Below are 25,507 nucleotides of genomic sequence, written 5' to 3' on the forward strand. Positions count from 1 at the left end.
CTCTATGCTGGTAAATGGTCAATGGACAGCCGAATGGCATCCGGTACAGGCGACCGATAGCAAAGGTGGTTTTGTCCGTCAGACATCAAGTTTTCGCCACTGGGTGACACCTGATGGCGCAGCCGGAATCACCGGGGAAGGTGGCTTTAAAGCGGAAGCGGGCCGCTACCATCTGTATGTCGCGCTGATCTGCCCGTGGGCTTCACGCACGCTGATGGCGCGCAAAATGAAGGGGCTGGAAAAGGTGGTCAGCGTATCGGTGGTGGAGCCGTGGCTGCTGGATCAGGGATGGCATTTTGGCGATTATCCCGGTGCCAGTGTGGATCATCTGAATCACGCCGAGTGGATCCATCAGCTCTACACCCAGGCGGATGCGACCTTTACCGGCCGTGCCACGGTGCCGGTACTATGGGACAAACAGACCGGCACTATCGTCAATAATGAATCGGCCGATATCGTGCGGATGTTTAACAGCGGTTTTGCTGAGCTGGCTCGTGCTGATATCGATCTTTATCCGTTGCCGTTACGTCATGAAATTGACCAGCTGAATGCGGAGATCTACCCCAGTTTAAATAATGGCGTCTATCGCGCCGGTTTTGCCACCACCCAGCTGAGTTATCTGGAAGCCTGTAACGATGTTTTCAGCATGCTGGATAAGCTGGAGCAGCGGCTAAGCGACGGGCGCAGTTTTCTTTGCGGCGAAGCGCTGACTGAGGCCGATATCCGTCTGTTTGTTACCCTGATCCGTTTTGATGCCGCTTACCATGGCATTTTCAAATGTAACCGGCGTCAGCTGAAAGAGTATCTCCAGCTGCATCGCTATACCCGGCGGCTGCTTGCGGTGCCTGGTGTACGTGAGACGGTAAATATTGATCATATAAAGCAGGGCTACTACTCAATTAAGGCGCTGAATCCGAATGGCATTGTGCCTGAAGGCCCGGATCTGAGCGCATACGGACTCTGAGAGACAAATAATGGCAAAAGATATCGTGATTCTGCTGCATGGCGTCGGCAGTCGCGGCGATGATCTGCGCGGTGTAGCGCAGCTGTGGTCGCAGGACATTCCCGGTGTGATCGTCGCGACGCCGAATGGCCCGCAACAATTTGATATGGGCGTGGGATATCAATGGTTCAGCGTTAACGGCGTTACCGACCAGTCGCGTCCGGCACGTATTCTGGCGGCGCGCAACGCCTTTGACGCGACCTTGCAGGGGATTCTGGCGCAGCATCAGCTAAGCGCCAGTGAAGACAATATTATGCTGGCCGGTTTTTCGCAGGGGGCGATTATGGCGCTGGATATGCTGGTCAGCAACCGCCTGCCGCTGGCCGGTGTGGTGGCGTTTTCCGGTCGCCTGGCTTCGCCAGTGCCTTACCAGCCTGCGGATAATGCGGCGTTATTGCTGGTGCATGGCCAGGATGATCCGGTGATTGGCTGGCATGAAAGTGAAAAGGCCGCGCAGCAGCTTAGCGCGCTGGGTGTGGCGGTGGAAAGCGCGTTTGAAGCTGGCGTGCCGCATACCATTACCGCCAGCGGTGCGCGTAAAGCGGCGGAATTTATTGCCCGCCGTTTTAGCCGCCGATAAACCACGGGCTGGCGCTGCTGCGCCAGCCTGGTATCAGAATGTTAAGTCTTTTGGTTAAGGGAATCATTCATCTGAAAGCTCAGGATGAATGAATTCTATTTCTGCTATTCTTCTGTCGTTCATATTTATAGTACAGCTGGTTATACTATTTGCCAGATCGTGAGTTCCCTGGGCACCTGTCACCGCAACTCCGCAATAATCATCCCGGTATTTTTTCCATTCAGCCTGGGTCTTTTTGAAGGCGATTATCATATTATTTTTTTGTTCTTTATCACCTCCCCACCACTTTGTGTAGTCAAAGCTATCTATTTCTTTGAGTTTTCTTTCAAAGGCATTTTTTAATTTCGCTTCTGACTTATTACTTTCACTCTCAAGGCATTCACTGTTTTCGTCTCCATATTTGTCTGTGCAAAAATTTACTGCTTTACTCATCACCATACTATTAGGTTTCGCTGCAATTGATGATAATGGGATTGCTATCAATAACATAAGTGTTAAAGTTTTCATTTCAGGCTCTCCAGTCTGATTCTCATTCTTCTTAAGTCTCTTTTTTCATCAGGGTCGTTCTCTATATAATGGGCTACTGCTGGCGCCCCTTGCCCAGCCGCAATTATCTCAACCAGCCCTTTTGTTGTTCTGCTACCCTGGTAGAGGATATCAACGAAAACATTTTTTACTGCTATATCAATAAATTCCCATTTTACAGGATCTTTGATATGTCCGGACTGTCGTATATACACGTCTCTGACATAATCACGTTTTTCTTTGTAAGAGATTTCAAATAGCTTAATCTGCTGCTGATGGGTTATTTCTCCCACTAACGGACTGTATGCTTTGACAAATGCTCCGGCCTGATGACCTTTCAGATATTCAGCTTTTGAGCAGATAACAGCCTTGTACTCCTCAATTCCAGCCAGTCTGACCGTAGAAAATATCTCCCCGGCACTCCGTCCTCCCATATCATAGCCACGTCCCAGTGTTACACCTGAGGAACTTGTGGGAGGCGATTGTAAAATGCGTGAAAATTGCGGAGTGCTGTGTGGTTGCCTGAACGGCTCTACGGCGGTGATATAATCCAGCCCCTCAGCGTCAAAGGTGACCTGTCCTTCACTGACATGAAGTGATCCTGCAGTATGGCGTGGGCGCCAGTGCGTACCGGTCGCGTTCTGCAACGCTTGTATAAACCAACTGTCTGCAGGGTGCACCAGCCCGGTCGGTGACATATTCAGCAGGCGTTGATACCAGCGGATGGCTTCAGCGGTTTCAGCACCACACTGCCCATTGACAGTCAGGGTGCGGCCAGTGGCCAGATGGTATCCGGCATGTATGATGATGCGCTGCACTTCTTTCACCTCGCCCAGGTTATTAGTGCCACATACACCGACTGAACCGGAAAAACGAAAAACGCGTGGAGCATGATACAGAGAATGTTTCATGGTCACAATTCCTTGTGATTAGCGCGCAACTACTGCGCAACCGTCCGTTTACATTTAGCCGTGCCTTATCACGGTTAAAATAGATGATGCTATTGCATCCTTGGTCGTATTTATCCCACAACTTTCGGTATTGTTGTCAGCGGTTCGCGTAACGTAGTGAGGTTTATTTCCTTTTTCTTTATTGTCTGTTTAAAGATGGCTTTTTTCTGAATTTATATTTTTATAAGAATTGATATCTGTTGATATTGTTATCATGCTGATATTTGTTGAATGCAATAATGATTATATCTGGATGGAAATTAATTCAAAGGCTTTAATTTGATCGGGGATGTAAAACTATTTATTAGCAGGTAATTTATCTGCATTATTAAATCCTGTCAATAATTGTTTGATAAAATAATTAAAGGTTTTTGTGATTTTAATTATTATTGATTTTATTATTAAGAAATATAAAGCGGATGATGGAATATTTTATCGTAATGCCAGAAATATTGGTTTAGCAGCGTATAAATATATTGCTGCTAAACCAGCCTTCAGGATTTAACCGTAGCCGTATCTACTACCGTTACCGCAGGTTTAGCGCGGGCTGGCAGCGCCGCAGCACGCGATTCGGCATCCACCGGTTCATCATATTTACGCTTCAGATGATTTTGTACCTGTTGCAGTAATGCGCCATCCAGCGCGTAATGGCGCAGATAGACCCATAGCGTCAGGCCGAAAAACAGCATCGGCACCACAATCATAATCCCCTGCATCCCCATTACCGTGCTGGCGCTTTGTGGCACACCCGCCTGATAACCCACCGCACCCAGCAGCACGCCAATCACCAGACCGGCGAAAGCGGAACCCGCTTTAACCACCATGGTTTGCACCGCAAAGGCAATACTCTCGATGCGCATCCCCAGCGCGTAATCGCCGTAATCGACGGTATCCGCCACCATAATCACCAGCAATACCCAGAAGAAAGCGCCGCCGCAGTTGGCCATAATGCCGGACAGGGCAATTAAGGTGGCGCTTTGCGGCGCATATAAGCCAACAATCAGCAGCAACAGGCAGCTTAATACCGGTAAAACCGACGCGCTAATCCACAGAATTCGTCGTGAAAAGCGTTTTGCCAGCAGTGGAAACAGCGCGATAGTCGCCAGATTAGCAATACCGGCATACATCATATACCAGGGGAACAGTTCTTCGCGGCCCACCACATATTTGAAGTAGTAGATGGCAAATGACTGAATGACGTTATGCGCCAAATTCCACGACAGCGCCATCACCAGCAGGGCAAATAGCGGCTTATTGCGCACGATCATCATCAGCACGCTTTTGAGACCGTGCTGCACCTGCTCGCCGCCCTGATGTGAAGAGGAGTACTTCTCCTGCACATTAACCAGCGTGACGAGGGTGGATAGCACAAAGAAGAACACCAGGATAAAAGTGAAGCGCATAAAACCGTCACCCTGGCTGCCCTGACCGAGCAGATTAATCAGCGGCAAACCAATCACCCCGGTGAGATAACCGGCGCTGCTGGCGAAGAAACGTGGCCAGGGGATCAGCGCTTCACGCTCGCGTTTATCGACGGTGATGCAGGGCACCAGTGACCAGAAGGGCACATCCATAATGGTGTAGGTAAAGCCCCACAGGATATAGGTGACCCAGATATACGCAATCAGAGCGCCGCCGGTGAAATTGTGTGCGCAGAATACGCTAATCAGCACCACGGAATTCACCAGCGTGCCGATCAGGATCCAGGGTTTAAATTTTCCCCAGCGCGTGCGGGTGCGCTCGACAATCCAGCCCATTACCGGATCGAGCAGCGCATCAAGAATACGTGCTACCAGAAACAGCGACGCCACCATACTGACGGAGATCCCCACCACATCGGTGTAGTAATACATCAGGTACATATAAATAATGCCGATGGCAAAATCTTTGCCAAAGGCGCCGAATCCATAGCTGATTTTAGTTTTTAGTGAAACGCTCATGGTGATTTCCGCATCTCCCCGGAGCCAGCGCTGACAGCTATAAAAACAGCGTCGGCCTCCTTTCAATGCGGCTTATATGTAGGGTGAGTCAGGGGTTAACGGTAGGCAGGCAACCAGTTACCGTGCGCTTCGATTAACGCATCGCACAGGCGAATGGTGTCATCAATCGACAGCTCTGCCGAAGTGTGCGGATCAAGCAGGGCGGCATGATAGATATGCTCTTTTTTCAGGGTAACGGCGGCTTCAATGGTCAGTAGCTGGGTGTTGATATTGGTGCGGTTTAACGCCGCCAGCTGCGGCGGAAGATCGCCGACAATGGTTGGCGTAATCCCCTGAGCGTCGACCAGACAGGGCACTTCAACACAGGCCTCTGACGGCAGATTAGTGATCAGGCCACGGTTAAGCACATTGCCGCCGATTTTGTACGGCTGATCGGTTTCCATCGCTTCGATGATCCAGGATGCGTACTCATGGCTGCGGCAGTGACTCAGTGCTTCGTCACGGGTCAGTTGCTCCCGTTGCAGCTGCCAGTTATTGATCTGCTCAATGCAGCGGCGCGGATACTCATCCAGCGGAATATTAAAACGTTCGATAAGTTGCGGATAATTGCGCTTAATCCAGTAAGGCATATATTCGGCGTTATGCTCTGAGGATTCGGTCACGTAGTAGCCAAATACCCGCATAATTTCATGCCGTACCATATCGTCATGCTTGTGTGTCAGCGCGGCGGCGCGGCGCTTAATTTCCGGATAGATATCTTCACCATGGCGCTTAATATCCAGTAACCACGCCATATGATTGATACCGGCAATCTGCCAGGTGACGCCATCGGTTGGCATATCCACCGCTTTCAGCAAGGTGTCGGCGCATACCTGCACGCTATGGCACAGTCCGACGGTTTTAATCCCGGTATGGCGCAACATCGCGCCGGTCAGGGCGGCCATTGGATTGGTATAGTTAAGGAACCAGGCATCCGGGCACTCCTGCTCCATTTCGCGGGCAATATCAAACAGCACCGGCAGGGTGCGCAGTGCGCGGAACAGGCCGCCAATTCCCAGCGTATCGGCAATGGTCTGGCGCAGGCCAAACTGTTTCGGGATCTCAAAGTCAGTGACCGTGCAGGGCTGATAGCCGCCGACCTGAATGGCGTTAATCACATACTTCGCCCCTTTTAACGCCGCCCGGCGCTGCTCCACGCCGACATATTTTTCAATGCTGGCCCGCCCCCGGTTAATATTCTGATTAATATTATTCAGCATATTCCATGAGTCTTGCAGACGGTTTTCATCAATATCGTAAAGTGCAATCTGCACCTCACTTAATGACGCGGTCGCCATAATGTCGCCAAGTACATTTTTTGCAAATACGGTGCTGCCCGCACCAATAAAGGTGATTTTCATTGTTTCTTCCTTTGCCAGTGAATATTGCGTTGGCTTGACTCTAGGCAGCAGCGGAAATAATGTATATGTCGTTTTGTGACATCAGTATGGCGAAAAATGAAAGCGCCATAAATCTGTGAGGTAAATCGCAAATAGCCGGGTTTCAGGCCATTAGCGCTTGCCTGCTACGGTGTTTCACACTAAAAACAAACTCACCTATGTGATTATGTGATGTTGCCAGGCAGCGCTGAGGTAAAAGCGAGTGGTACAAAAAGATCTTAAACCGGAAGAGATATCGCATTTTGGCCTTAATATTTTTCAGTTCGGCCATGAAGTCTGCCATTCCGGACACAGTTTTGGTCCGGCGGTGCGTCAGCACTATTTGCTGCATTATGTGATTAACGGAACCGGGCGTTTTTTTACCGAGCGCGGCAGCTATCAAATTAACCCCGGCGAAGCATTTCTTATTTACCCTCATGAAATTACCACCTACAGCGCGGATAAACGTCAGCCGTGGGAATATATGTGGATTGAATTTGACGGTTTAATTGTCGCACGTACCTTTGAGTCGTGCGGATTAAGTCGTGATAATCCGGTGTATAGCGCCGCCGCTGACGGTGGGCAACCTGAAGCGTTCCACTATCTGCAACAAATTCTGGCGCAGGAGACCGCGCAGTCGCTGCGTATTGCCGGGCTGACCTGTCTGTTTCTTGATGCATTGCAGGCTAATGCTGCCTGCCCGGTTGTCACCCGGCCAGCCGCAGACGATCCGCTGGAGAAGGCGATTCACTGGATGGAGCGTAATTATCATGAAAATATCACTATCAGCGATATTGCCGCCTGCTGCCGGGTGGATCGCAGCTATCTTAGCCGCCTGTTTAAAGCGCGTTTTGGCTATGGCCCGAAGCACTATCTGATTTTACTGCGGATGAATGTCGCGACGTCACTGCTGGTTGATGCGCGTTTACCGATTAAGGTCATTGCTTTCTCAGTGGGTTATCGCGATCAGATGCAGTTTTCGCGGGTGTTTCGCCAGATCTGGCAGATGTCGCCGGGCGAGTGGCGTCGGCAGGGGGGCGGGTAATTCCGGCGTATACCATTCACCGGAATTGTCGCTTTGCAGATATGTATTGTTGTCGTTGCCGATCATATTGCTAAGGGCAACGCTGTTGACGCACAGCTCTATATCCTGGTCAGATTACAGGTTAAGGGAATTGAGTGCCATCCACAATGGCACCCTCCCAGTTTGCTCCTTTCATACTGTTGGCGCGTAAATCGAGACCGGATAAATCAGCATCGATAAGGTTAATATCGTTCATACTGGCGCCAGTCAGGATTGCCTTGCGCATATCAGCGCCTTCAAATTTAAGACTACCCAGATTGAGGTTGTGCAGATGGGCTCCTGTCATATGCGCACGGAAAAATTCCGCCTTATTCATATTAGCGCCAGTAAAAATTGCTTCTCTCAGGTCAGCATTATGGAAGAGAGTTCCCTCCAGATTTGCCTTGGTGAAATTAGCGCCGGCAAAATTACCGTTACTTAAATTTACGTTGCTTAAATCTTGCCCGCTTAAATCCACACCATGCAAATTTGCGCCATTTTTGAGGGTATCAATTAATTGTTTACGATCTAATTTTACGCCTGACATTCTTGTGTCTTTAATTTTAGCATCTGTCAAGTCAACCCCTGTGACATGAGCGTCTGTAAAATTCGCACCCTCGAAATTGGTTTGTTTTACTGTTGAATATACAAGGTTAGCACCAGTGAAATCACATTCACTTAGATTCAGCATATCCAGAGCAGTGTTATTCATGAAGCCTCGGCTGAAGTCTATTTTTTCAATCATCGCACCTCCGAACTTCACTCCATTTAACTCAGTGCCTTTCATCGACACATTTTTTAATGTTGCGTTTCTCATGGACACAAGTAGAATATTGGCACCGTCAAATACAGTGTTTTCCATTATAGCTGAATTCAGCTCGGCATCCTCCATATTGGCCTTATTAAACCTGGTATTTATTAAATTAGCTCCTGTAAATTTTGCTCCCTCAAGTTCAGTTTCTTGCAAAGAAGCATTCTCAAGATTGGTTTTTATCATGGATGCCCCATTCATAATAACACCATCCAAAATAATATCCTTAAGATTCATATAATCCAGTTGACACTTTGACAAGTTTAATGGGTCAGATTGACTATGGGTCTTTAATAATCTATCCAGGGCTTCACGTTTACTTTTGAGGGTGTCATTTTTTGTATCTAAAGAGGCGTCGGGTGGGATGGATGCACGTAATAAATTTAGGTCATAATTAATTTGATTTGAGTTATGTATCCCCTGATTGCATTGTGAGGGTGCTTCTATTTTCATATAAACCTCTGATGATTTAATTTTTTGGTTATGTGCTGATTTTATAACAGCAAAATATTTATGTGGGTGATTGTTTTAAATGTTTTAAGCATGGTTGATAATAATAATTAATTCCTAAGTCGACAATAATAAAACGCTTAACGTAATTGCATTTAGTGTTCTGCCGCAATCGCCACCGTAACAACCAATCTACAGAATCACAGGCATGAAAATATTGACGGTGGTGTGTTCTCCGGCATCTGGACTGGCAATTTCAGCCGATGGCGAAGTTAACCAAAGAGACATTTTCACCCATTTATTTATGCATGACTCTTTGCGCTTAACGACGTGGTTTGTATTAATGACAGGGGGGCTGTAATGCAGAGGCTATCGATTAATTTATTGTTTTTTATTGGTTTTATCGTGGGTTTTACCAGATCTGGCAGATGTCGCCGGGCGAGTGGCGCAGAGGGCAGGGGAGAATAGATACGGTAAGCGATGCCAGCCATCCCGCAGGATGACCGGCACACTGATTTTACGGTGCTGCATCCTCCGGCATCCGGGCAGGGAGTTTCAGCAATTTGCGTTTCTCCGCCACCTGTTCGGCGGTTACCGCCGGTGCTGCGTTACCCCATGAATTGCGGATATATGTCGCGACCGCTGCTGCCTGCTGATCCGATAATTTCCACGCAAAGCCAGGCATTGCGCCACTGGTTGGGTTGCCGTGAGTGACCGCACCTCTGCCGCCTTGTAATACCGTCGTGATCAGCGAGGAGGCATCGGGCGCCATAATCGCCGGATTATCCGCCAGACTGGCGGCGAGATTTGGAATGCCTTTGCCGTCGCTGTTATGGCAGGCGGCGCAGTGCTCAAGCCCCTCGACCAGGTAAGCGCCGCGATTCCACTCCGCTGATTTGGCTGCACCGGCAGTGAAACCCTGGTTATCAAAGAACAGCAGGTTCCAGCCCATCATCGCCAGACGGATATTATACGGGAACGGCAGGCTGGTTTCCGGCACCGCGGAACGCACTGGTTTTACCGAACGCATATACATCCACAGATCGTGCATATCCTCGTCGCTGACTTTGATATAGGCGTTATACGGCATGGCCGGATAGAGATTTTCACCCTGTTTGCCTTTGCCGTGGCGCACCGCGCGATAGAAGTCGCGCTCTGTCCAGTTACCAATCCCGGTTTCACTGTCCGGGGTGATATTGCTGGCGTAAATGCCGCCAAATGGCGTGCTGATCGCGTAGCCGCCGGCGAAGGCGTTTTTGCTTTCTGGTGCGGTATGACAGGCGACGCAGTCCCCGGCAACCGCAATATAGTGACCGCGTTTTACCGCATCTGCATCGGCGGCAGTCAGCGGCTGACTCATCAGAATATGGTTGTCGGCGACATTATCTGCTGCAGTATTACCGTTCTGATACAGCAGCACGCCCGCCACCAGGGGCAGCGACGATAGCGACACCACCGGCTATAGAGAGTTTATTCATTTCACACCTTCACCAGTGGGCCAGGGTTTTTCACGTACTGCTCAATAATCGCTTTTGCTGTCCACAGGCTTAGCGCGCCAATGGTGCCTGTCGGGTTATATCCGGCATTATTCGGAAACGACGATGCGCCAAGCACAAACAGGTTACGCATATCCCAGCTCTGCTGGTAGCGGTTAAGTACGCTGGTGGCCGGATCGACGCCCATTACCGCGCCGCCAATGGTGTGGTCGCTGGCGAAATTATACGGCGAGTATTTACCGGCGGCGGAGTTGGTGCCGATGACGATTTTCGCCCCCATCGCTTTACCGATTTCAACGCTTTTCTCCTCGATAAATTTCGCCGAGCGGCGGCGTCTCACCGGAGACGGCGCGCAAAGTGTTGCAGGCGGGTCGTACCGCCGGTTTGCTAATGGGCAAAACGTTGCAACAACCTGGCGAGGTCATTATGGTCAGCGGTAATATTGATTACACTGCGCATCGTCAGCGTATTGAGGGGTTCAGGCAGGTTATTCAAGAGCGTTTTTTCGCCGTTATTTTACGCGAGGTATTAGTTGGGCAGGACCAGCGTGAAAAAATTCAGCAGCTGTTAAATAAATATCTGCAGAGCAGCGAAAATGTGGTGGGGATATATAATACCGGATCCGGAAATAGCGGAATCAGCGAAATATTAGCGCGCCAGCATTTGCTGGGGAAATGTATTTATATTACCCATGAGCTTTATACAGTAACCCGGCGGTTATTAACCGAGGATGCTGTCAGTTTTGTGCTTGATCAGCATGCCCGCCAGCATGCGCAGCTGGCGCTGGATATTGTGCTGCGTAAACTGGAAAAAGATGAAGCGCCGGATGTCTATCTGAGCGGGAAAGTCGATTTCAGATTAATTACCGCTGAAAACCACCTGTAACCGTGCGCGTCAGGCCCGCCGGGCCTGCGCCGGCGCGCTTTCACCACGGAAAAGAATGGCGGAAAGCAAAGTAATGAAAATAAATCAGACAGATTTCTGAGGGCGTGCTAGAGTTAAATCTCAATTAATAAAAGAAAGGTTTTTATCATTACTATTAAATTTAAATGTCCGTGCTGTCACGGTCAGCAGTACCGCCTCTCCCTGTTCGATGTCAATTCTAAGAATCCTCATGGTGCAGTGTGTATCTTTTGCAAATCTGGTATGACAGCCAGCTCTCAGGTCGCTAATAATAAGGTTTTGCCCGCTCACAGCCACGCTTAATCCTCCTGCCGCCCGATTGATGAATCCCGTTCATAACCTCTAGCTCAGAATCCCCCATAGTTTTTTTTGCTCTGGCTTCCTAAAGTATTGGCAGCCGGGGGATAATTTATCTCCTTTGGCAGCAATAATGTCGGAGGACAATATGCAACAACGTAAACTGGGTAGCGATGGTCTGGAAGTTTCCGCTCTGGGACTCGGTTGTATGGGATTAAGCTTCGGCTATGGTCCGGCAACCGACAAGCAGCAGGCGATCACGTTAATTCGTACCGCCTTCGAGCGCGGCGTGACCTTTTTCGATACCGCTGAAGTCTATGGCCCCTTTGCTAATGAAGCGCTGCTGGGCGAAGCTTTAGCGCCGTTTCGTGACCAGGTGGTGGTTGCCACTAAGTTTGGCTTCGATCTGCCGCAACCCGATAACAGTCAGGTGCTTAACAGTCACCCGCAGCAGATCCGTAAAGCAGTGGAAGGCTCACTAAAACGGCTGAATACTGACACTATCGATCTGCTTTACCAGCATCGTGTCGATCCCAATGTGCCGATCGAAGAGGTTGCCGGTACTGTTAAGCAGCTGATTGCCGAAGGTAAGGTGAAACATTTTGGCCTGTCGGAAGCGGGTGCGCAGACTATCCGCCGCGCCCATGCGGTGCAGCCGGTGACGGCGTTGCAAAGTGAATATTCGTTGTGGTGGCGCGAACCAGAGCAGGAAATTATCCCGACGCTTGAAGAGCTGGGCATTGGTTTTGTGCCGTTTAGTCCGCTGGGTAAAGGTTTTCTCACCGGCGCGATTAATCAAAATACCACCTTCGACAGCAGCGATTTCCGCAATAAAGTGCCGCGCTTTAGCGCTGAGGCACGCAAAGCGAATCAGCTGCTGGTTGATGAACTGGCGAATATCGCCCGGCAGAAGGATGCCACTCCGGCGCAGATTGCTCTCGCCTGGCTGCTGGCGCAAAAGCCGTGGATTGCGCCGATTCCTGGCACCACTAAGTTGCACCGGCTGGAAGAGAATATCGGCGCGGCGCAACTGCACCTGAGTCGTGATGAACTGAGCATTATTGAAAGTGCGCTCGCGGGTATTGAGGTGCAGGGTGCACGTTATCCGGTAGAGTTGCAGAACCGGGTAGGGCGTTAAATCCTTTTTTGCGGCGGGTAGCGCAGCGCGGCCTTTAGCGAGTAAACGCTGCGCGGTGCTGTCCGCCGCTGACATATCCCATCCGTTAACCGCCTTACCCTCTTCAGAAGCCGCCCCCGGCAAACTAAATGGCTAACAATAATTAAAGATGGAATGTCTTTATTATTGAATAGTAATCATTATCTCATTTTTGCTTAAAATATACGCAATTAAATTAAATAATAATCATTATCAAATATAATTATTTTTATAAGTTCATTTTAATGACAGTCACTGAAGGGAATTATTTCCGGTCAACCCTAAGGCAATTTGCGTCTTATTCAGCATATCATTACTGTTTTTATGGATTTCTGCTGGCTTACAACAGGTTAGTGGCATCAGCGAAATTATGTGTTTGTACAGAAAATTAAACTAAACATATAATTTATATCTTTTTTACACTTTGAAATATGTGTGTCTATATTATTCTCAGAATCCAGGCCGATAACTAACTATTAACTTCCTTGTTACCTTTAAGCATGTGAGAGTCGTAATGCTATGCTCCTTCAAAAAGAAACTACCCGTCGTAAGTTTTTAATCGGGTCGCTAATGGCTTTGCCAGTCAGCGACATGATCTTTAAAGGTCTGACTGCTGCCCAGGCTGCAGAAATGGCCGCCCCGGAATTGCTCGACTATAAACCGATCTTCTTTAACGCTGAACAGTGGCAGTTTGTGATGGCCGCCTGCGATCGTTTGATCCCCGCAGGTGGTAAAGGTAAAGCGCCAGGCGCGCTGGAAACCAATGTGCCGATCTTTATCGACCAGCAGTTGCACACCGAAATGGGCGATGAAATCTATATGCAGGGGCCGTTCGAGCCACATGCAGATGCGACTATGGGGTATCAGATCCCTTATCGTCCACAGCAGATTTTCAAAACTGGAATCGAGCTCACTAATCGCTGGTGCCAGCAGCAATACCAGAAACCTTTCAGTCAGTTGTCCGAACAGGACAAAGATGCAGTGCTGACGCAATTACAGAAAAACGGCGTCGATTTCGCCAGCATGGGTACTGACGATCTGAAAGCGTCCCAGTTTTTCAGTGAACTGCTGTCCGAAACCAAACACGGCTATCTCTCCGACCCGATGTACGGTGGCAATAAAGGCATGAAAGCATGGATTGCCATTGGCTTTCCGGGCGCGCGCGCCAGCTATCTGGAATGGGTAAAGCAGCACAACATTCCATATCCATTAGGGCCGGTCAGTGTCAAAGGCGAACGCGCCTGAACGGTTTGAGCACTTTTTCGTTTTTGAGAATTGACAGGGTTTAACAATGGCACAGGTGAATAAAGAAGAAGTCGACGTCGTCGTAGTCGGCCTGGGTTGGGCTGGTTCGCTGATGAGTATCGAGCTGGCAATGGCGGGATTAAAAGTTCGCGCGCTGGAGCGTGGACCGGACCGTGGTTACGACGCATTTGCATATCCGAAACCGGCTGATGAATACGCCTATGCGGTGCGTAATAAAGTGATGGCGACCCCGGCGGAAGCCGCGGTAACCGTGCGTCACAATATGAGTCAGACCGCGTTGCCGACGCGTAAATGGGGCGCTTTCTGTCCCGGTAATGGTGTCGGCGGTTCCGGCCTGCACTGGACGGCAGTATTAATTCGTCCAACACCGATCGATCTGAAACTGAAAACCTACGCTGAGCAGGCTTATAAGCCGGGCATTCTGCAGGAAGAGATGGAGATCGGTGATTTCCCTTTTAGCTGGGAAGAGATCGAACCTTATTACGAAAAATTTGAGATGATTTGCGGTCAGTCCGGCAACACCGGCAACCTGCGCGGTCAGATTCTCGAAGGCGGCGACCCGTTTGAAGGGCCACGCGCCAATCCAATGCCGCTGCCGGCGCTGGATGACACGCTGAACAACACCATGTTTGTCAAAGCCGCGAAGAAGCTCGGTTACCATCCGTTCCCGAACCCTTCCGCCTGCGTATCGCGCGCCTGGACTAACCCGTATGGCAACCAGATTGCGCCATGTAACTATTGCGGTTACTGCAGCAAATATCCTTGTCTGAACTACTCCAAAGCTTCGCCGCAAACCGCGGTGATGGATGCGCTGAAACGTATGGATAACTTCTCCTATGAAGTTAACGCCAACGTAATGAAAGTGGTGCTGCACGACGATAAGAAAACTGCCAAAGGGGTGGTGTATATCGATGAGCAGGGCAATGAGTGCTTCCAGCCAGCGAAGATCGTGGTGCTAAGCAGCTTCCAGTTCGCCAACGTGCGCCTGATGCTGCTGTCCGGCATCGGTAAGCCATATAACCCGATTACCAATGAAGGTGTGGTGGGACGTAACTACGCGTTCCTGAGTAACGGCGGTTCCACGCTGTTCTTTAAAGATAAAAACTTCAATCCGTTCGCCACCGCAGGCGCTACCGGCCAGATGTTTAATGATATCTCGCCAGGTAACTTTGATGGTCCGTCACTGGGCTTTATCGGCGGCGCGAAGATCCACAGTTCGCAGGCGACCGGTACGCCAATCAGCACCGCGTTACCGAAAGGGACGCCGGGCTGGGGCGCAGGCTGGAAAGATGGCATGGAAGAGTGGTACGGCCATTCGATGAAGATCAGCATCACCACCACCTGTATGTCCTATCGCGATATCTATCTCGATCTCGATCCTAACTACAAGGATGAGTACGGTTATCCGCTGCTGCGTATGACCTTCGACTGGAAAGCGAACGAACTGAAACTGCAGCAGCATCTGCGCGGCATTGTTGGCGATATCACCAAAGAGCTGAACCCTGACAGTTACAGCGAAAGCTTCCTCGGTATGGATGCGCATTTCGATCTGACCAAATATGTCTCTACCCATAACGTCGGCGGCGCGGTGATGGGTGAGTCGCCGGATACCTCTGCGCTGAACCGTTATCTGCAGAGCTGGGACGTGCATAACGTGTTTGTGCCAGGCGGTAATGCGTTCCCGCAGAACTTCCAGGCTAACCCGACTGATACCATCGGGGCGATCACCTTAATGGCGGCGCAGGCGATTAAAGATCAGTATCTGAAAAATCCTGGTCCACTGGTTCAGGCATAAGTGAGATGAAAATGATGAATGCTAAACGTTTTTTTATCGCAAATGCGCTGGTGGCCGCACTGGGTTTGGTTGCTAACGCGCAGGCGGATGATGCTCAGTTAATTAAGCAGGGCGAGTATGTTTCCCGCCTCGGCGACTGTAGCGCCTGCCACTCCATTCCGGGTAAAGCGGAGTTTGCCGGTGGTCTGGCGATTGAGTCCAATCTGGGCACCATCTGGTCGACCAATATCACGCCGGATAAACAGCATGGCATCGGCAATTACAGCGAGCAGCAGTTTAATGATGCGGTGCGGAAAGGCGTGCTGCCGGACGGCACTCGCCTCTATCCGGCGATGCCCTATCCGGATTACGCCAAAATCAGCGATGAAGATATGCATGCGCTGTACACATACTTTATGCAGGGTGTGAAACCAAGCGCTGAGCAGCCGCCGGAAACCGATCTCAGCTTCCCGTTTAGCCAGCGCTGGGGGATGCGTTTCTGGAACTGGGCGTTTGCCAGCGATAAGCCTTTCCAGCCAATTGGCGGCGCGTCAGCCGAGATTAATCGCGGCGCTTATCTGGTGGAGAGCCTCGGTCACTGTGGCAGCTGCCATACGCCGCGTGGTATTGGCATGAATGAGAAAGCGCTCGACAGCAGCGACGAGCAGTTCCTCGCCGGTGGCAATCTTAACGGCTGGGAAGTGCCTTCACTGCGTGGTCTGCCACGCTGGAGCGAGAAAGAGATTGTCGATTATCTGGCTACCGGCCGTAATGATAAAGCGGCGGTTGGCGGTGAAATGACGTCGGTGGTCGAGCATAGCAGCTCATATATGACCGATGCCGATCTGCAGGCGATCGCTTCTTATCTGAAGTTCCTTGGCGGCAATCCGGCGCTGGCGACCGGAGATGCGTCAGCGGCGCAGGCGACGGAAGCAAAACTGACGGCGGCGAAAAACCTGAATCTGGGGGAACGTCTCTATCTGGATAACTGCGGCGCCTGTCACTTTGTTAGCGGCAAAGGCGCAGCGGGGATCTTCCCTGAACTGGATCAGGCGACGATTGTTAATGCGCAGGATCCGGGTGGGTTGATTCATACCATTCTGGCTGGCGCGCAGCAGCCATCCACCGCGCGTGCACCGTCAACGCTGGTGATGCCTGGTTTTGCGCAGCGTCTGAATGATGATGAAGTGGCGCAGCTGGCGACCTTTATCCGTCAGGGATGGAGCAATAAAGCCCCGGCGGTGACCGCCGATCAGGTTAAAGATGTACGTGAGAAGCTGAAGACTCACTGATAAAGCGCGCTACCCGCCAGACGGCGGGTAGCGGGTTTCAGAATGGCGTTTCCACCACGCCGCCATCAACGCGTAATGCTGCACCGGTAGTGGCTGACGCCTGCGGTGAACAGACATACACCACCATATTACTGACCTCTTCGACACTGGCGGCTCGCTGGATAATTGACGTCGGGCGGTTCGCTTTCACAAACTCCACGCCCAGTTGCTCAAGATCAGCGCCTTGCTCCAGCTCCTGTTTAAAGAAATCGGCAAAGCCATCCGACAGCGTCGGGCCAGGCAGCACCGAATTTACGGTGACGCCGCTGCCCGCAGCGGCTTTCGCCAGTCCGCGCGACAGCGCCAGCAGGGCGGTTTTACTGAAACCGTAGTGGATCATATCGGCAGGAATATTGATCGCCGATTCTGAAGAGAGAAATACCACCCGGCCCCAGTTATTTTTCAGCATCTGCGGCATCCACGCGCGGCTCAGGCGTACTGCGGACATCACATTGATATCAAAAATGTTTTGCCAGACCCGATCGTCGGTGGCAAAGAAGTCGCTTTGCGGGAAAATACCGACATTATTGACCAGAATATCGCAGTGCGGCTCGGCCTTAACCAGTGCGCTACAGCCTGCTTCGGTGCCTAAATCCACCAGATGGCCACGCGCGTTATTGCCCAGCGAACTGACCAGCTGATCAATCTGCGCCTGGGTCCGGCCGGTCACCACCACTGTGGCGCCGGCCGCCGCCAGACCCTGCGCGATCCCTTTACCAATCCCCTTGGTTGAACCCGTCACTACGGCGGTTTTGCCGGTTAAATCAATGTTCATTATCTTCTCCTGTGCAAATCAGCGATAACTAAGGATGTTATTCAGTGTAGACACGATTCAGCCGCAGATCGCCGCCACTCTGTATCACATTGTGTCATCACGGGATTAATCTGTTTTTGGTCACTTATGCGCAATTTTATTGCTGTTGATAGTGAGAAATACCCTAAGCTTTAGCCTGTTTAATCATGTTAACCGGGAAAATAACGGGAGAGAGTATGTCTGAGGTTAAGCTGATCGCGGTGGATATGGATGGTACATTTCTCGACAGTCACAAACAGTACAACCGGGCGCGTTTCGCGCGGCAATATCAGCAACTGAAAGCGCGCGATATTCGCTTTGTGGTCGCCAGCGGCAATCAGTATTTCCAGTTAAAATCTTTCTTTCCGGATATTGAACGGGAAATCGCTTTTGTCGCCGAAAATGGCGCTTATATTGTCGACCAGCAGGAGGATATTTTTGTCGGTGAGTTCAGTAATGAAAATGTCCGCGCGATTCTCGCCACCCTGGCGCAGATCAGTGACCTGAACTATGTGATTTGCGGCAAAAACAGTGCTTATATTCCGCGCGGTCAAAGCCCGGACTATTATCAGAAAATGACGCACTACTGTCATCGCCTGCAAGAGATCGACAGCATTGACGAGGTGGACGACACCATTTTCAAATTTGCCCTCAATCTGTCGGACGATTATGTGGCGGATTTTATGCGTAATATCGATATTGCCCACAATGGCGTGACCACACCGGTCACCAGCGGACATGGTTCGGTCGATCTGATTATTCCTGGTTTACATAAAGCGCACGGACTGGCGCTGTTACAGAAAAAGTGGGGCATCGAAGATCATCAGGTGGTGGCGTTTGGCGACGGCGGTAACGATCTGGAGATGCTGACGCAGGCGGGCTATGGTTTTGCGATGGCCAATGCGCCGCAGAGAGTGAAGGACGCGGCAAATTACCAGACCGACAGTAATAATGACGAAGGTGTGTTAAATGTGATTCAGCAGATTATTGATCGCCAGCCGCCATTTAATTAATCGCTGGCGTGACCGATTCGCGAATAATCAGCTGGCCGCGGAAGGGGGTAAGCGGTGGATTCGGCTTACCCTCCAGCAAATTAACCAGCCGGTCCAGCGTATCTTTAATCATTTCCGCTACCGGCACATGCACGGTGGTTAATGTCGGAATATAAAACGACGCCATCGGAATATCATCGAAACTGAGCAGCGATATTTGTTGCGGCACCGCAATGCCCGCCTGGTAGAACGCCCGCGCGGCGCCGGTCGCCATATCATCATTGCTGGCGACCAGGGCGCTAAAGCTGACGCCGCGCGCCAGCAGGGTTTCAGCGGCGACGCGCCCGCTGTCGGGTGTCCAGTCGCCATGCACCACCCGTGCAGCCTCCCAGCCAATACCGTTTTCCTGCAACGCCTGCTGATAGCCAGCATAGCGGCTTTCACTGGTCGGCGACCCCTGCGAACCGCTGATAAAAGCAATCTCACGATGCCCCTGCGTAATCAGATAATTGATCGCGCTGACGCTGTCCTGCTGATGTTCGGCGTAAACACAGTTATCCGGATGGCGTTCCAGCTTGCGGTTAACCACCATAATCGGCTGCTGATGCTGCTCAATGATCTCATCCATTTCTGCCGGCGTCAGAAAGCGCGGATAAATAATAATCGCGTCGCAACGCAGATCCAGTAAGAACTGAATCGCCTGGCGCTCCTCTTCCGCACTGTGTTTACCATCGGCAAGGATCAGCTGGCGGCCATGGTTTTCCGTCAGGGTCGCGGTCTGAAACAGCAATTCGCTGAAGTAGGGGCCATGGTACAGAGTATTGGTGACCACCAGACCAATGCTTTGCGATTTGCGCGTCGCCAGGTTGCGCGCCAGCAGATTAGGGCGGTAACCGGTCTCTTCAATCGCTTTAAACACGCGGTCTTTGGTGGTTTTGCTGACATAGCTATTTCCGGCCAGTACGCGTGAAACCGTTGCCTTGGAAACACCGGCTTTGTTGGCCACGTCAAGCATCGTTGTCATACGAAGTTCCTTGAATGGATTCCAGGCGGGCGGCGAAAACGCCGCCCCTGCAACCAGATCTCTGAACATTGCAGGGGCGGCGAAAAGCCGCCCCTGCAACCGGATCTCTGAAACATTGTAGGGGCGGCGTTTTCGCCGCCCGATTAGTCAGAGAGTTTACCGTATAGTTATAGTAAAGGGTAAGGGTTAACGATGAAATAAATACTTTATAAGGCTTCTTTTTTTTCGTTAAAAATAAATCATAGCGGCGTAGTAATTATTTTGCTCTGTGATCAAACCCCCCGATCTTAATCATGAATTTATCCCTTGCTGGTCGTTTGCGATCCGAATCACAAAATGTGAAAAGTAATATGAAACCGGTTGCAGATTGTTGCTTGATTTGCCTAAATTTGGGTAAACAACAGGTAAGGAGATCGGGATGAATAAAATATTACTGTGCTGCGCCGGCGGGATGTCTACCAGTATGCTGATGCAGAGAATGGAAAAAGAGGCGAAAGAACAGGGCATTGCCGTTGAGATGCAGGCGGTGGGTTTTGATGAATTCGCTGATCAGATTGCGGCCTGGGACTGCTGCCTGTTGGGGCCGCAGATTAAGTATAAATTAGTCGAGTTCCAGGCGATTGCCGCTGAGAAGCAGAAACCGGTTGCGGTCATTAATACCATGGATTACGGCATGATGAATGGCAAGAAAGTGCTGCATGATGCGCTGGCATTAATTCAGTCTCACGGAGAATAATAATGAGCACAATCAGTGAGTCATTATTTGGCATTATCGAAAATAAAATCAGCCCGGTAGCAGCAAAACTTTCCAACCAGCGGCATGTGGTGGCGATTAAAGATGGTTTTATCTCGTCGATGCCATTCCTGATTGTGGGCTCATTTATGCTGCTGTTCGCCCATCCGCCGTTCAGTGCTGACAGCCAGTGGCTGATCGCCAAATGGTGGCTGGGGATGGTGGCGCGTTATTCTGACCAGATTATGATGCCGTATAATATGACGATGGGCATTATGGCGGTGTATATCGCCAGTGCTATCTCCTATAACCTGGCGCAGAGCTACAAAATGAACGGCTTTATGGCCGCCTGTCTGTCGCTGATGTCATTTCTGCTGGTGGCCGCGCCACAAAGCAATGGCAGCCTGCCGGTGGGTTCGCTGGGCGGCGAAGGCATATTCACCGCCATTCTGGTGGCGCTGTATACCACCGAGCTGATGCACTTTCTGCAGAAACACCATATCGGCATTAAATTACCCGAGCAGGTGCCGCCGAAGATCCGCCAGTCCTTTGATCTGCTGATCCCGATTCTGGCGATCTTCCTGACGCTGTTCCCGCTAAGTCTGTTTATGCAGAGCCATTTTGGCATGCTGCTGCCACAGGCGATTATGGCGATCTTTGCGCCGATTATCTCGGCATCCGATTCACTGCCTGCGGTATTAATTGCCGTGCTGCTCTGTCATCTGCTGTGGTTTGCCGGTATTCACGGCGCGGTGATTGTTGGCGGTATCTTGCAGGCGTTCTGGCTGACCAACCTCGGAATTAACCAGCAGGCGCTGAATACCGGCGCGCCGATTACTCAGATTTTTATCGAGCCATTCTGGCAATTCTTTATCGTTGTCGGCGGTTCCGGTTCCACCATGGGGCTGGTGTTCCTCTATCTGCGCAGCAGTGCGGCGCATCTGCGTTCGATTGGCAAGCTGGGCCTGGTGCCAAGCATGTTCAATATCAACGAGCCGATTATCTTCGGTTCGCCGGTGGTGATGAATCCGCTGCTGTTTATTCCGTTTATTACCGCGCCGCTGGTCAACGCCATTATTGCCTGGATCGCCACCCGTACCGACCTGGTGAATCATGTGGTGTCGCTGGCGCCCTGGACCACCCCGGGACCGATTGGCGCCGCCTGGTCTACCGGCTGGGATTTCCGCGCGATTATCCTGGTTGCGGTGCTGATTGGCGTATCGACCCTGATTTACTACCCGTTCTTCAAAATGTATGAGCGTCAGCTGCTGGCGCAAGAAGAAGAGACATTGCAACCTGCGGAGAGCCACTAATGGAACTTGATGAAACAACGGTGATGGAGCTGATTATCCATGCGGGCGAAGCACGATCGCTGTCGATGGAAGCACTGCGCGCCGCGCGTAAATATGAGTGGGCGACAGCTGATGAGCTGCTGAGCGGCGCCACTGCTGCGGCTAAAGAGGCGCATAAAATTCAAACCGCGCTGATTGGCGCCGATGAAGGCTGCGGCAAGATCCCGGTCAATCTGATTCTGGTGCATGCACAGGACCATTTGATGAACGCCATGCTGTGCCGCGAACTGGCGGAAGAGATCATTGGCTTACATCGCGAGATTGCGGCACTTAAACAGCGTTAATTTCAGGAGAAGAGGATGAGACACCAGCAGTTAAAACCATTTCCTGCGGGCTTTCTGTGGGGCGCATCAACATCAGCCTATCAGGTGGAAGGCGCATGGAACGAGGGGGGGAAAGGCCCCTCGGTGATCGATAAAGCCATCTTTAGCGATCAGATTAGCGACTTTACCGTCACCAGCGACCACTACCATCGCTTTAAACAGGATGTGGCGCTGTTTGCCGAACTGGGGCTGAAAACTTACCGTTTCTCGATTGCCTGGAGCCGTCTGTTTCCTCAGGGCAGCGGTGAGCTGAATGCGGAAGGCGTGGCGTTTTATCAGCAGCTGATTGATGAACTGCGTCAGCACGATATTGAACCGCTGGTAACGCTGTATCACTTCGATCTGCCGTGGGCGTTACAGGAGCAGGGCGGCTGGTCAAATCCGGCGACCATTGACGCCTTTGAGCATTTCGCCCGCACCGCCTTTGAACTGTATGGCGACCGGGTCAATTACTGGCTGACGATCAACGAACAAAATATGATGATCCTGAAAGGGGAGGTGATCGGCACGTTGCCGCCCGGCACCCCGGATCCGCAAAAAACGCTGTATCAGCAGAATCACCATATGATGCTGGCGCAGGCGAAAGCGATGATCGCCTGCCATCAGCTGCTGCCGCAGGCCAAAATCGGTCCGGCGCCGAATATCTCCTGCGTCTATCCCGCCACTTCACGGCCGGAAGATGTGCTGGCAGCCAATAACTTCACCTCGATTCGCAACTGGCTGTATCTCGATCTGGCCTGTTTCGGACGCTATAACGCCGTGGCCTGGAGTTTTATGGCGGAGAAGGGCTATCTGCCAGCCATAACCGATGAGGAGATGGCGATTCTGCGGCAGGGCAAACCTGATTTTATCGCCTTTAACTATTACGCTTCCGCGACCGTCGGCGCCGATCTGCCGCAGGAAGATGAGCAGACGCCCGATCAGCTGGTCGATCAGCAGCTGGCTGGCATCGACAAAACCGTCTATGTCGGCACTGAAAACCGCTGGCTGAAGAAGAATCAGTTTAACTGGTATATCGATCCGGTGGGTTTCCGCATCACCGCGCGTGAAATTTATGACCGCTACCATCTGCCGTTAATCGTGACTGAAAACGGCCTCGGCGCTTTTGACGAACTGGCGGCGGGCAACAAGATCTATGACGACTACCGCATTGATTACCTGAGCGCGCATATCGAACAGCTGCAGCTGGCGATCTCCGATGGTGTGGAGCTGTTTGGCTACTGCCCGTGGTCAGCGATCGATCTGGTCAGCACCCACCAGGGGATCCGTAAACGTTACGGCTTTATCTACGTTAATCGTGACGAACACGATCTGAAAGATCTCGCGCGTTTTAAGAAGAAAAGTTTTGCCTGGTATCAGCGCGTCATTCAGAGCAATGGTCAGAATCTGGCGAATAGCGTCGAATATTAACGGTTCTTTAAAAGGAAATAAGATGTCTGAACAACAATTACCGCAAGACTTTCTGTGGGGCGGCGCGGTAGCAGCGCATCAGGTTGAAGGTGGTTGGGATCAGGGGGGCAAGGGCATCAGCATTTGTGATGTGCTTTCCGGCGGCGCGCATGGCGTCGACCGGGTGATTACCGACGGTGTTCTGCCAGGATACAGCTATCCGAATCACCAGGCAGTCGATTTTTACTCGAATTATAAGCAGGATATTGCGCTGTTCGCCGAGATGGGATTTAAGTGTTTCCGTACCTCAATTGCCTGGACGCGGATTTTCCCTGATGGCGACGAACAGCAGCCAAATGAGGCGGGTTTACAGTTTTACGACGATCTGTTTGATGAACTGCTTAAATACAATATCGAGCCGGTCATTACCCTGTCGCACTTTGAGATGCCGTACCATCTGGTGAAGGAGTATGGCGGCTGGTTAAACCGTAAGGTGGTTGATTTCTTTGTCCATTACAGTGAAGTGGTGATGAAGCGTTACCAGGCGAAAGTAAAATACTGGATGACCTTTAACGAAATTAACAACCAGCGTAACTGGCAATATCCGCTGTTTGGTTACTGCTGTTCCGGGGTGATTTTTAATCAGCACCCCAATCCGGAACAGGCGATGTATCAGACACTGCATCATCAGTTTGTCGCCAGCGCCAAAGTGGTGAAGCTGGGTCATCAGATTAATCCGCAGTTTAAGATCGGTTGTATGCTGGCGCTGGTGCCACTCTACCCGTGGTCCTGCCATCCGGATGATGTGATGTTTGCGCAAGAGGCGATGCGTGAACGCCATCTGTTTGGCGATGTGCAGCTGCGCGGCTATTACCCCTCTTATATTCTGAGCGAATGGGCGCGTAAAGGTTATCAGATTGAGATGGAAGCCGACGATCAGCAGACGCTGCTGGAAGGCTGCGCCGACTATCTGGGCTTTAGCTACTACATGAGTAATGCGGTGCAGGCTGCGGCCAGAGACAACGCCACGGGGGATGCAATTGCCGGTTTTAACGGCAGCGTAAAGAATCCGCATGTGCAGGCATCGGAGTGGGGCTGGCAGATAGACCCGGTAGGTTTGCGTTATACGCTGAATGCCTTTTATGAGCGCTATCAGAAGCCGATGTTTATCGTTGAGAACGGTTTCGGCGCGGTGGATCGCGTGGAGGCTAACGGCGAGATCAACGACGATTATCGTATCGCTTATCTGCAGGCGCATATTGCACAGATGAAAAAAGCGGTGATTGAAGATGGAGTTGATCTGATGGGTTACACCCCGTGGGGCTGTATTGACTGCGTCTCCTTTACCACCGGTCAGTACAGTAAACGCTACGGCTTTATCTATGTGGATAAGCATGATGATGGCAGCGGTAGCCTGGCGCGCTCACGTAAGAAGAGTTTTGCCTGGTATAAAGCGGTGATTGCCAGTAATGGCGAGAAAATTTAACACCCCGGGAGCCGAAAACGGCTCCCCTACTGTAGGGGCGGCGTTCTCGCCGCCCGTGTCGCTATCGTGCCTGACGCATCTGATCGGCGACGTGGCGTAACATCTCTTTATAGGCCGCGTTGCCGGTCTCTTCGCGCTTTTTATGCAAGTAATTGATAATGCCTGAACGGCTGATAGGCTCACGTGTGGCTATCATCGCCAGCACCGCTTCACCCACCTCTTGTTCGATAACGCCGGATTGCACATCGTAGCTCATGGGGTTCACCTGTTAATTCGCTCACCTGGTCTGTTGCTACCTATAGCACCAATTTCCATTTTTTTTTGCCACCGCTAAAGCATTTTGCAAAAAATGCTGCCAGCACTTCCCACTGCCCCGGCAGGACAGGCCGCGCTACCGGTAAATGGAATTCACTTTTTACGCGCCAGGCGCCAGCAAAAAATCCTAAAGTTAC

Annotated in this window: 24 protein-coding genes and 1 pseudogene; 15 read left to right on the forward strand and 10 right to left on the reverse strand. The window is 51.1% G+C overall.

The features are described 5' to 3' along the window. Positions 1-4: 4 nt before the first annotated feature. Positions 5-964 carry a glutathione S-transferase family protein gene (locus J2125_RS17540; RefSeq protein ID WP_017799324.1) on the forward strand — a complete coding sequence of 320 codons (960 nt, stop codon included), beginning with the start codon at positions 5-7 and terminating at the stop codon, positions 962-964. A 10-nt stretch (positions 965-974) separates the two neighbouring features. Then, positions 975-1,583: an alpha/beta hydrolase gene (locus J2125_RS17545; protein ID WP_017799323.1), complete on the forward strand. Its 609-nt coding sequence runs from the start codon at positions 975-977 to the stop codon at positions 1,581-1,583. A gap of 63 nt (positions 1,584-1,646) precedes the next feature. Here J2125_RS17545 and J2125_RS17550 read toward each other — a convergent pair whose 3' ends face one another. From J2125_RS17550 to melA, 4 genes are all read right to left on the reverse strand, one after another. After that, positions 1,647-2,090 carry a lysozyme inhibitor LprI family protein gene (locus tag J2125_RS17550; RefSeq protein WP_017799322.1) on the reverse strand — a complete coding sequence of 148 codons (444 nt, stop codon included), beginning with the start codon at positions 2,088-2,090 and terminating at the stop codon, positions 1,647-1,649. Beyond that, positions 2,087-3,019: a peptidoglycan-binding protein gene (locus tag J2125_RS17555; RefSeq protein WP_040462225.1), complete on the reverse strand. Its 933-nt coding sequence runs from the start codon at positions 3,017-3,019 to the stop codon at positions 2,087-2,089. The genes J2125_RS17550 and J2125_RS17555 overlap by 4 nt, the downstream gene beginning before the upstream one ends. Positions 3,020-3,552: 533 nt before the next feature. Next, positions 3,553-4,998, reverse strand: a complete 1,446-nt coding sequence (melB, locus tag J2125_RS17560; protein ID WP_017799318.1) for a melibiose:sodium transporter MelB — start codon at positions 4,996-4,998, stop codon at positions 3,553-3,555. A 95-nt stretch (positions 4,999-5,093) separates the two neighbouring features. Beyond that, entirely contained in the window at positions 5,094-6,398 is a 1,305-nt protein-coding gene (melA, locus tag J2125_RS17565) for an alpha-glucosidase/alpha-galactosidase (RefSeq protein ID WP_017799317.1), read from the reverse strand. A 241-nt stretch (positions 6,399-6,639) separates the two neighbouring features. Here melA and J2125_RS25190 point away from each other — a divergent pair, with 241 nt between their 5' ends. Further along, positions 6,640-7,461 (forward strand): AraC family transcriptional regulator, encoded by an 822-nt coding sequence (locus tag J2125_RS25190; protein ID WP_017799316.1) that lies wholly within the window; start codon positions 6,640-6,642, stop codon positions 7,459-7,461. 121 nt (positions 7,462-7,582) lie between these two features. On the opposite strand, the gene J2125_RS17575 is transcribed toward J2125_RS25190, so the two are convergent. The 3 genes and pseudogenes from J2125_RS17575 to J2125_RS17585 all read right to left on the reverse strand — a co-directional run. Continuing rightward, positions 7,583-8,743, reverse strand: coding sequence for a pentapeptide repeat-containing protein (locus J2125_RS17575; protein WP_083865606.1), 1,161 nt, complete (start codon positions 8,741-8,743; stop codon positions 7,583-7,585). 514 nt (positions 8,744-9,257) lie between these two features. After that, positions 9,258-10,193, reverse strand: a complete 936-nt coding sequence (locus tag J2125_RS17580) for a c-type cytochrome (RefSeq protein WP_241763882.1) — start codon at positions 10,191-10,193, stop codon at positions 9,258-9,260. A 26-nt stretch (positions 10,194-10,219) separates the two neighbouring features. Next, a pseudogene (locus J2125_RS17585) lies at positions 10,220-10,567 on the reverse strand (GMC oxidoreductase); the annotation flags it as partial. A gap of 26 nt (positions 10,568-10,593) precedes the next feature. Between J2125_RS17585 and J2125_RS17590 the strand changes: the two are divergent. From J2125_RS17590 to J2125_RS17610, 6 genes are all read left to right on the forward strand, one after another. Further along, positions 10,594-11,121 carry a substrate-binding domain-containing protein gene (locus tag J2125_RS17590; protein ID WP_241763880.1) on the forward strand — a complete coding sequence of 176 codons (528 nt, stop codon included), beginning with the start codon at positions 10,594-10,596 and terminating at the stop codon, positions 11,119-11,121. A 153-nt stretch (positions 11,122-11,274) separates the two neighbouring features. Beyond that, entirely contained in the window at positions 11,275-11,442 is a 168-nt protein-coding gene (gene ymcF / locus J2125_RS25020; RefSeq protein ID WP_420883167.1) for a cold shock small protein YmcF, read from the forward strand. Between the two features lie 142 nt (positions 11,443-11,584). Beyond that, positions 11,585-12,574: an aldo/keto reductase gene (locus J2125_RS17595; RefSeq protein WP_026111460.1), complete on the forward strand. Its 990-nt coding sequence runs from the start codon at positions 11,585-11,587 to the stop codon at positions 12,572-12,574. Between the two features lie 537 nt (positions 12,575-13,111). After that, the gene (locus tag J2125_RS17600) at positions 13,112-13,837 is read left to right on the forward strand and encodes a gluconate 2-dehydrogenase subunit 3 family protein (protein ID WP_026111459.1); all 726 of its coding nucleotides are present in this window, start codon (positions 13,112-13,114) and stop codon (positions 13,835-13,837) included. A 46-nt stretch (positions 13,838-13,883) separates the two neighbouring features. Continuing rightward, positions 13,884-15,653, forward strand: coding sequence for a GMC family oxidoreductase (locus tag J2125_RS17605; RefSeq protein ID WP_017799308.1), 1,770 nt, complete (start codon positions 13,884-13,886; stop codon positions 15,651-15,653). A gap of 5 nt (positions 15,654-15,658) precedes the next feature. Continuing rightward, the gene (locus J2125_RS17610; RefSeq protein ID WP_017799307.1) at positions 15,659-16,924 is read left to right on the forward strand and encodes a cytochrome c; all 1,266 of its coding nucleotides are present in this window, start codon (positions 15,659-15,661) and stop codon (positions 16,922-16,924) included. A 37-nt stretch (positions 16,925-16,961) separates the two neighbouring features. Here J2125_RS17610 and J2125_RS17615 read toward each other — a convergent pair whose 3' ends face one another. Beyond that, positions 16,962-17,738: an SDR family NAD(P)-dependent oxidoreductase gene (locus J2125_RS17615; RefSeq protein ID WP_017799306.1), complete on the reverse strand. Its 777-nt coding sequence runs from the start codon at positions 17,736-17,738 to the stop codon at positions 16,962-16,964. A 215-nt stretch (positions 17,739-17,953) separates the two neighbouring features. Here J2125_RS17615 and J2125_RS17620 point away from each other — a divergent pair, with 215 nt between their 5' ends. Continuing rightward, positions 17,954-18,769 carry a Cof-type HAD-IIB family hydrolase gene (locus J2125_RS17620; protein WP_017799305.1) on the forward strand — a complete coding sequence of 272 codons (816 nt, stop codon included), beginning with the start codon at positions 17,954-17,956 and terminating at the stop codon, positions 18,767-18,769. Here the strand turns inward: J2125_RS17620 and J2125_RS17625 are convergent. Then, positions 18,762-19,772 (reverse strand): LacI family DNA-binding transcriptional regulator, encoded by a 1,011-nt coding sequence (locus tag J2125_RS17625; protein WP_017799304.1) that lies wholly within the window; start codon positions 19,770-19,772, stop codon positions 18,762-18,764. The two genes, J2125_RS17620 and J2125_RS17625, sit on opposite strands and share 8 nt — an antisense overlap. Before the next feature lie 418 nt (positions 19,773-20,190). Between J2125_RS17625 and J2125_RS17630 the strand changes: the two genes are divergently transcribed. The 5 genes from J2125_RS17630 to J2125_RS17650 are packed head-to-tail and all read left to right on the forward strand — an operon-like array spanning position 20,191 to position 25,055. Beyond that, a complete protein-coding gene (locus J2125_RS17630; RefSeq protein ID WP_017799303.1) occupies positions 20,191-20,508 on the forward strand; it encodes a PTS sugar transporter subunit IIB in 318 nt (105 codons plus the stop codon). A gap of 2 nt (positions 20,509-20,510) precedes the next feature. Continuing rightward, positions 20,511-21,818: a PTS cellobiose transporter subunit IIC gene (locus J2125_RS17635; protein ID WP_017799302.1), complete on the forward strand. Its 1,308-nt coding sequence runs from the start codon at positions 20,511-20,513 to the stop codon at positions 21,816-21,818. Further along, entirely contained in the window at positions 21,818-22,141 is a 324-nt protein-coding gene (locus J2125_RS17640; protein ID WP_017799301.1) for a PTS lactose/cellobiose transporter subunit IIA, read from the forward strand. Before J2125_RS17635 ends, J2125_RS17640 begins: the two co-directional genes overlap by 1 nt. A 15-nt stretch (positions 22,142-22,156) precedes the next feature. Then, positions 22,157-23,590, forward strand: a complete 1,434-nt coding sequence (locus tag J2125_RS17645) for a glycoside hydrolase family 1 protein (protein ID WP_017799300.1) — start codon at positions 22,157-22,159, stop codon at positions 23,588-23,590. A gap of 22 nt (positions 23,591-23,612) precedes the next feature. Then, positions 23,613-25,055, forward strand: coding sequence for a 6-phospho-beta-glucosidase (locus tag J2125_RS17650; protein WP_017799299.1), 1,443 nt, complete (start codon positions 23,613-23,615; stop codon positions 25,053-25,055). A 61-nt stretch (positions 25,056-25,116) separates the two neighbouring features. Here J2125_RS17650 and J2125_RS17655 read toward each other — a convergent pair whose 3' ends face one another. Further along, on the reverse strand, positions 25,117-25,311 hold the full coding sequence (locus J2125_RS17655; protein WP_017799298.1) for a hypothetical protein: 195 nt from the start codon (positions 25,309-25,311) through the stop codon (positions 25,117-25,119). Between the last annotated feature and the right edge of the window lie 196 nt (positions 25,312-25,507).

Source organism: Winslowiella toletana (assembly GCF_017875465.1).
In the GTDB taxonomy this organism is placed as follows: Bacteria; Pseudomonadota; Gammaproteobacteria; order Enterobacterales; family Enterobacteriaceae; genus Erwinia; species Erwinia toletana.

Bases quoted from the DNA above. Each gene is read 5' to 3' on its own strand.
- J2125_RS17540 (WP_017799324.1), top strand. From the start codon at position 5: ATGCTGGTAAATGGTCAATGGACAGCCGAATGGCATCCGGTACAGGCG.
- J2125_RS17545 (WP_017799323.1), top strand. From the start codon at position 975: ATGGCAAAAGATATCGTGATTCTGCTGCATGGCGTCGGCAGTCGCGGC.
- J2125_RS17550 (WP_017799322.1), bottom strand. From the start codon at position 2,090: ATGAAAACTTTAACACTTATGTTATTGATAGCAATCCCATTATCATCA.
- J2125_RS17555 (WP_040462225.1), bottom strand. From the start codon at position 3,019: ATGAAACATTCTCTGTATCATGCTCCACGCGTTTTTCGTTTTTCCGGT.
- melB (WP_017799318.1), bottom strand. From the start codon at position 4,998: ATGAGCGTTTCACTAAAAACTAAAATCAGCTATGGATTCGGCGCCTTT.
- melA (WP_017799317.1), bottom strand. From the start codon at position 6,398: ATGAAAATCACCTTTATTGGTGCGGGCAGCACCGTATTTGCAAAAAAT.
- J2125_RS17575 (WP_083865606.1), bottom strand. From the start codon at position 8,743: ATGAAAATAGAAGCACCCTCACAATGCAATCAGGGGATACATAACTCA.
- J2125_RS17595 (WP_026111460.1), top strand. From the start codon at position 11,585: ATGCAACAACGTAAACTGGGTAGCGATGGTCTGGAAGTTTCCGCTCTG.
- J2125_RS17600 (WP_026111459.1), top strand. From the start codon at position 13,112: ATGCTCCTTCAAAAAGAAACTACCCGTCGTAAGTTTTTAATCGGGTCG.
- J2125_RS17605 (WP_017799308.1), top strand. From the start codon at position 13,884: ATGGCACAGGTGAATAAAGAAGAAGTCGACGTCGTCGTAGTCGGCCTG.
- J2125_RS17610 (WP_017799307.1), top strand. From the start codon at position 15,659: ATGAAAATGATGAATGCTAAACGTTTTTTTATCGCAAATGCGCTGGTG.
- J2125_RS17615 (WP_017799306.1), bottom strand. From the start codon at position 17,738: ATGAACATTGATTTAACCGGCAAAACCGCCGTAGTGACGGGTTCAACC.
- J2125_RS17620 (WP_017799305.1), top strand. From the start codon at position 17,954: ATGTCTGAGGTTAAGCTGATCGCGGTGGATATGGATGGTACATTTCTC.
- J2125_RS17625 (WP_017799304.1), bottom strand. From the start codon at position 19,772: ATGACAACGATGCTTGACGTGGCCAACAAAGCCGGTGTTTCCAAGGCA.
- J2125_RS17630 (WP_017799303.1), top strand. From the start codon at position 20,191: ATGAATAAAATATTACTGTGCTGCGCCGGCGGGATGTCTACCAGTATG.
- J2125_RS17635 (WP_017799302.1), top strand. From the start codon at position 20,511: ATGAGCACAATCAGTGAGTCATTATTTGGCATTATCGAAAATAAAATC.
- J2125_RS17640 (WP_017799301.1), top strand. From the start codon at position 21,818: ATGGAACTTGATGAAACAACGGTGATGGAGCTGATTATCCATGCGGGC.
- J2125_RS17645 (WP_017799300.1), top strand. From the start codon at position 22,157: ATGAGACACCAGCAGTTAAAACCATTTCCTGCGGGCTTTCTGTGGGGC.
- J2125_RS17650 (WP_017799299.1), top strand. From the start codon at position 23,613: ATGTCTGAACAACAATTACCGCAAGACTTTCTGTGGGGCGGCGCGGTA.
- J2125_RS17655 (WP_017799298.1), bottom strand. From the start codon at position 25,311: ATGAGCTACGATGTGCAATCCGGCGTTATCGAACAAGAGGTGGGTGAA.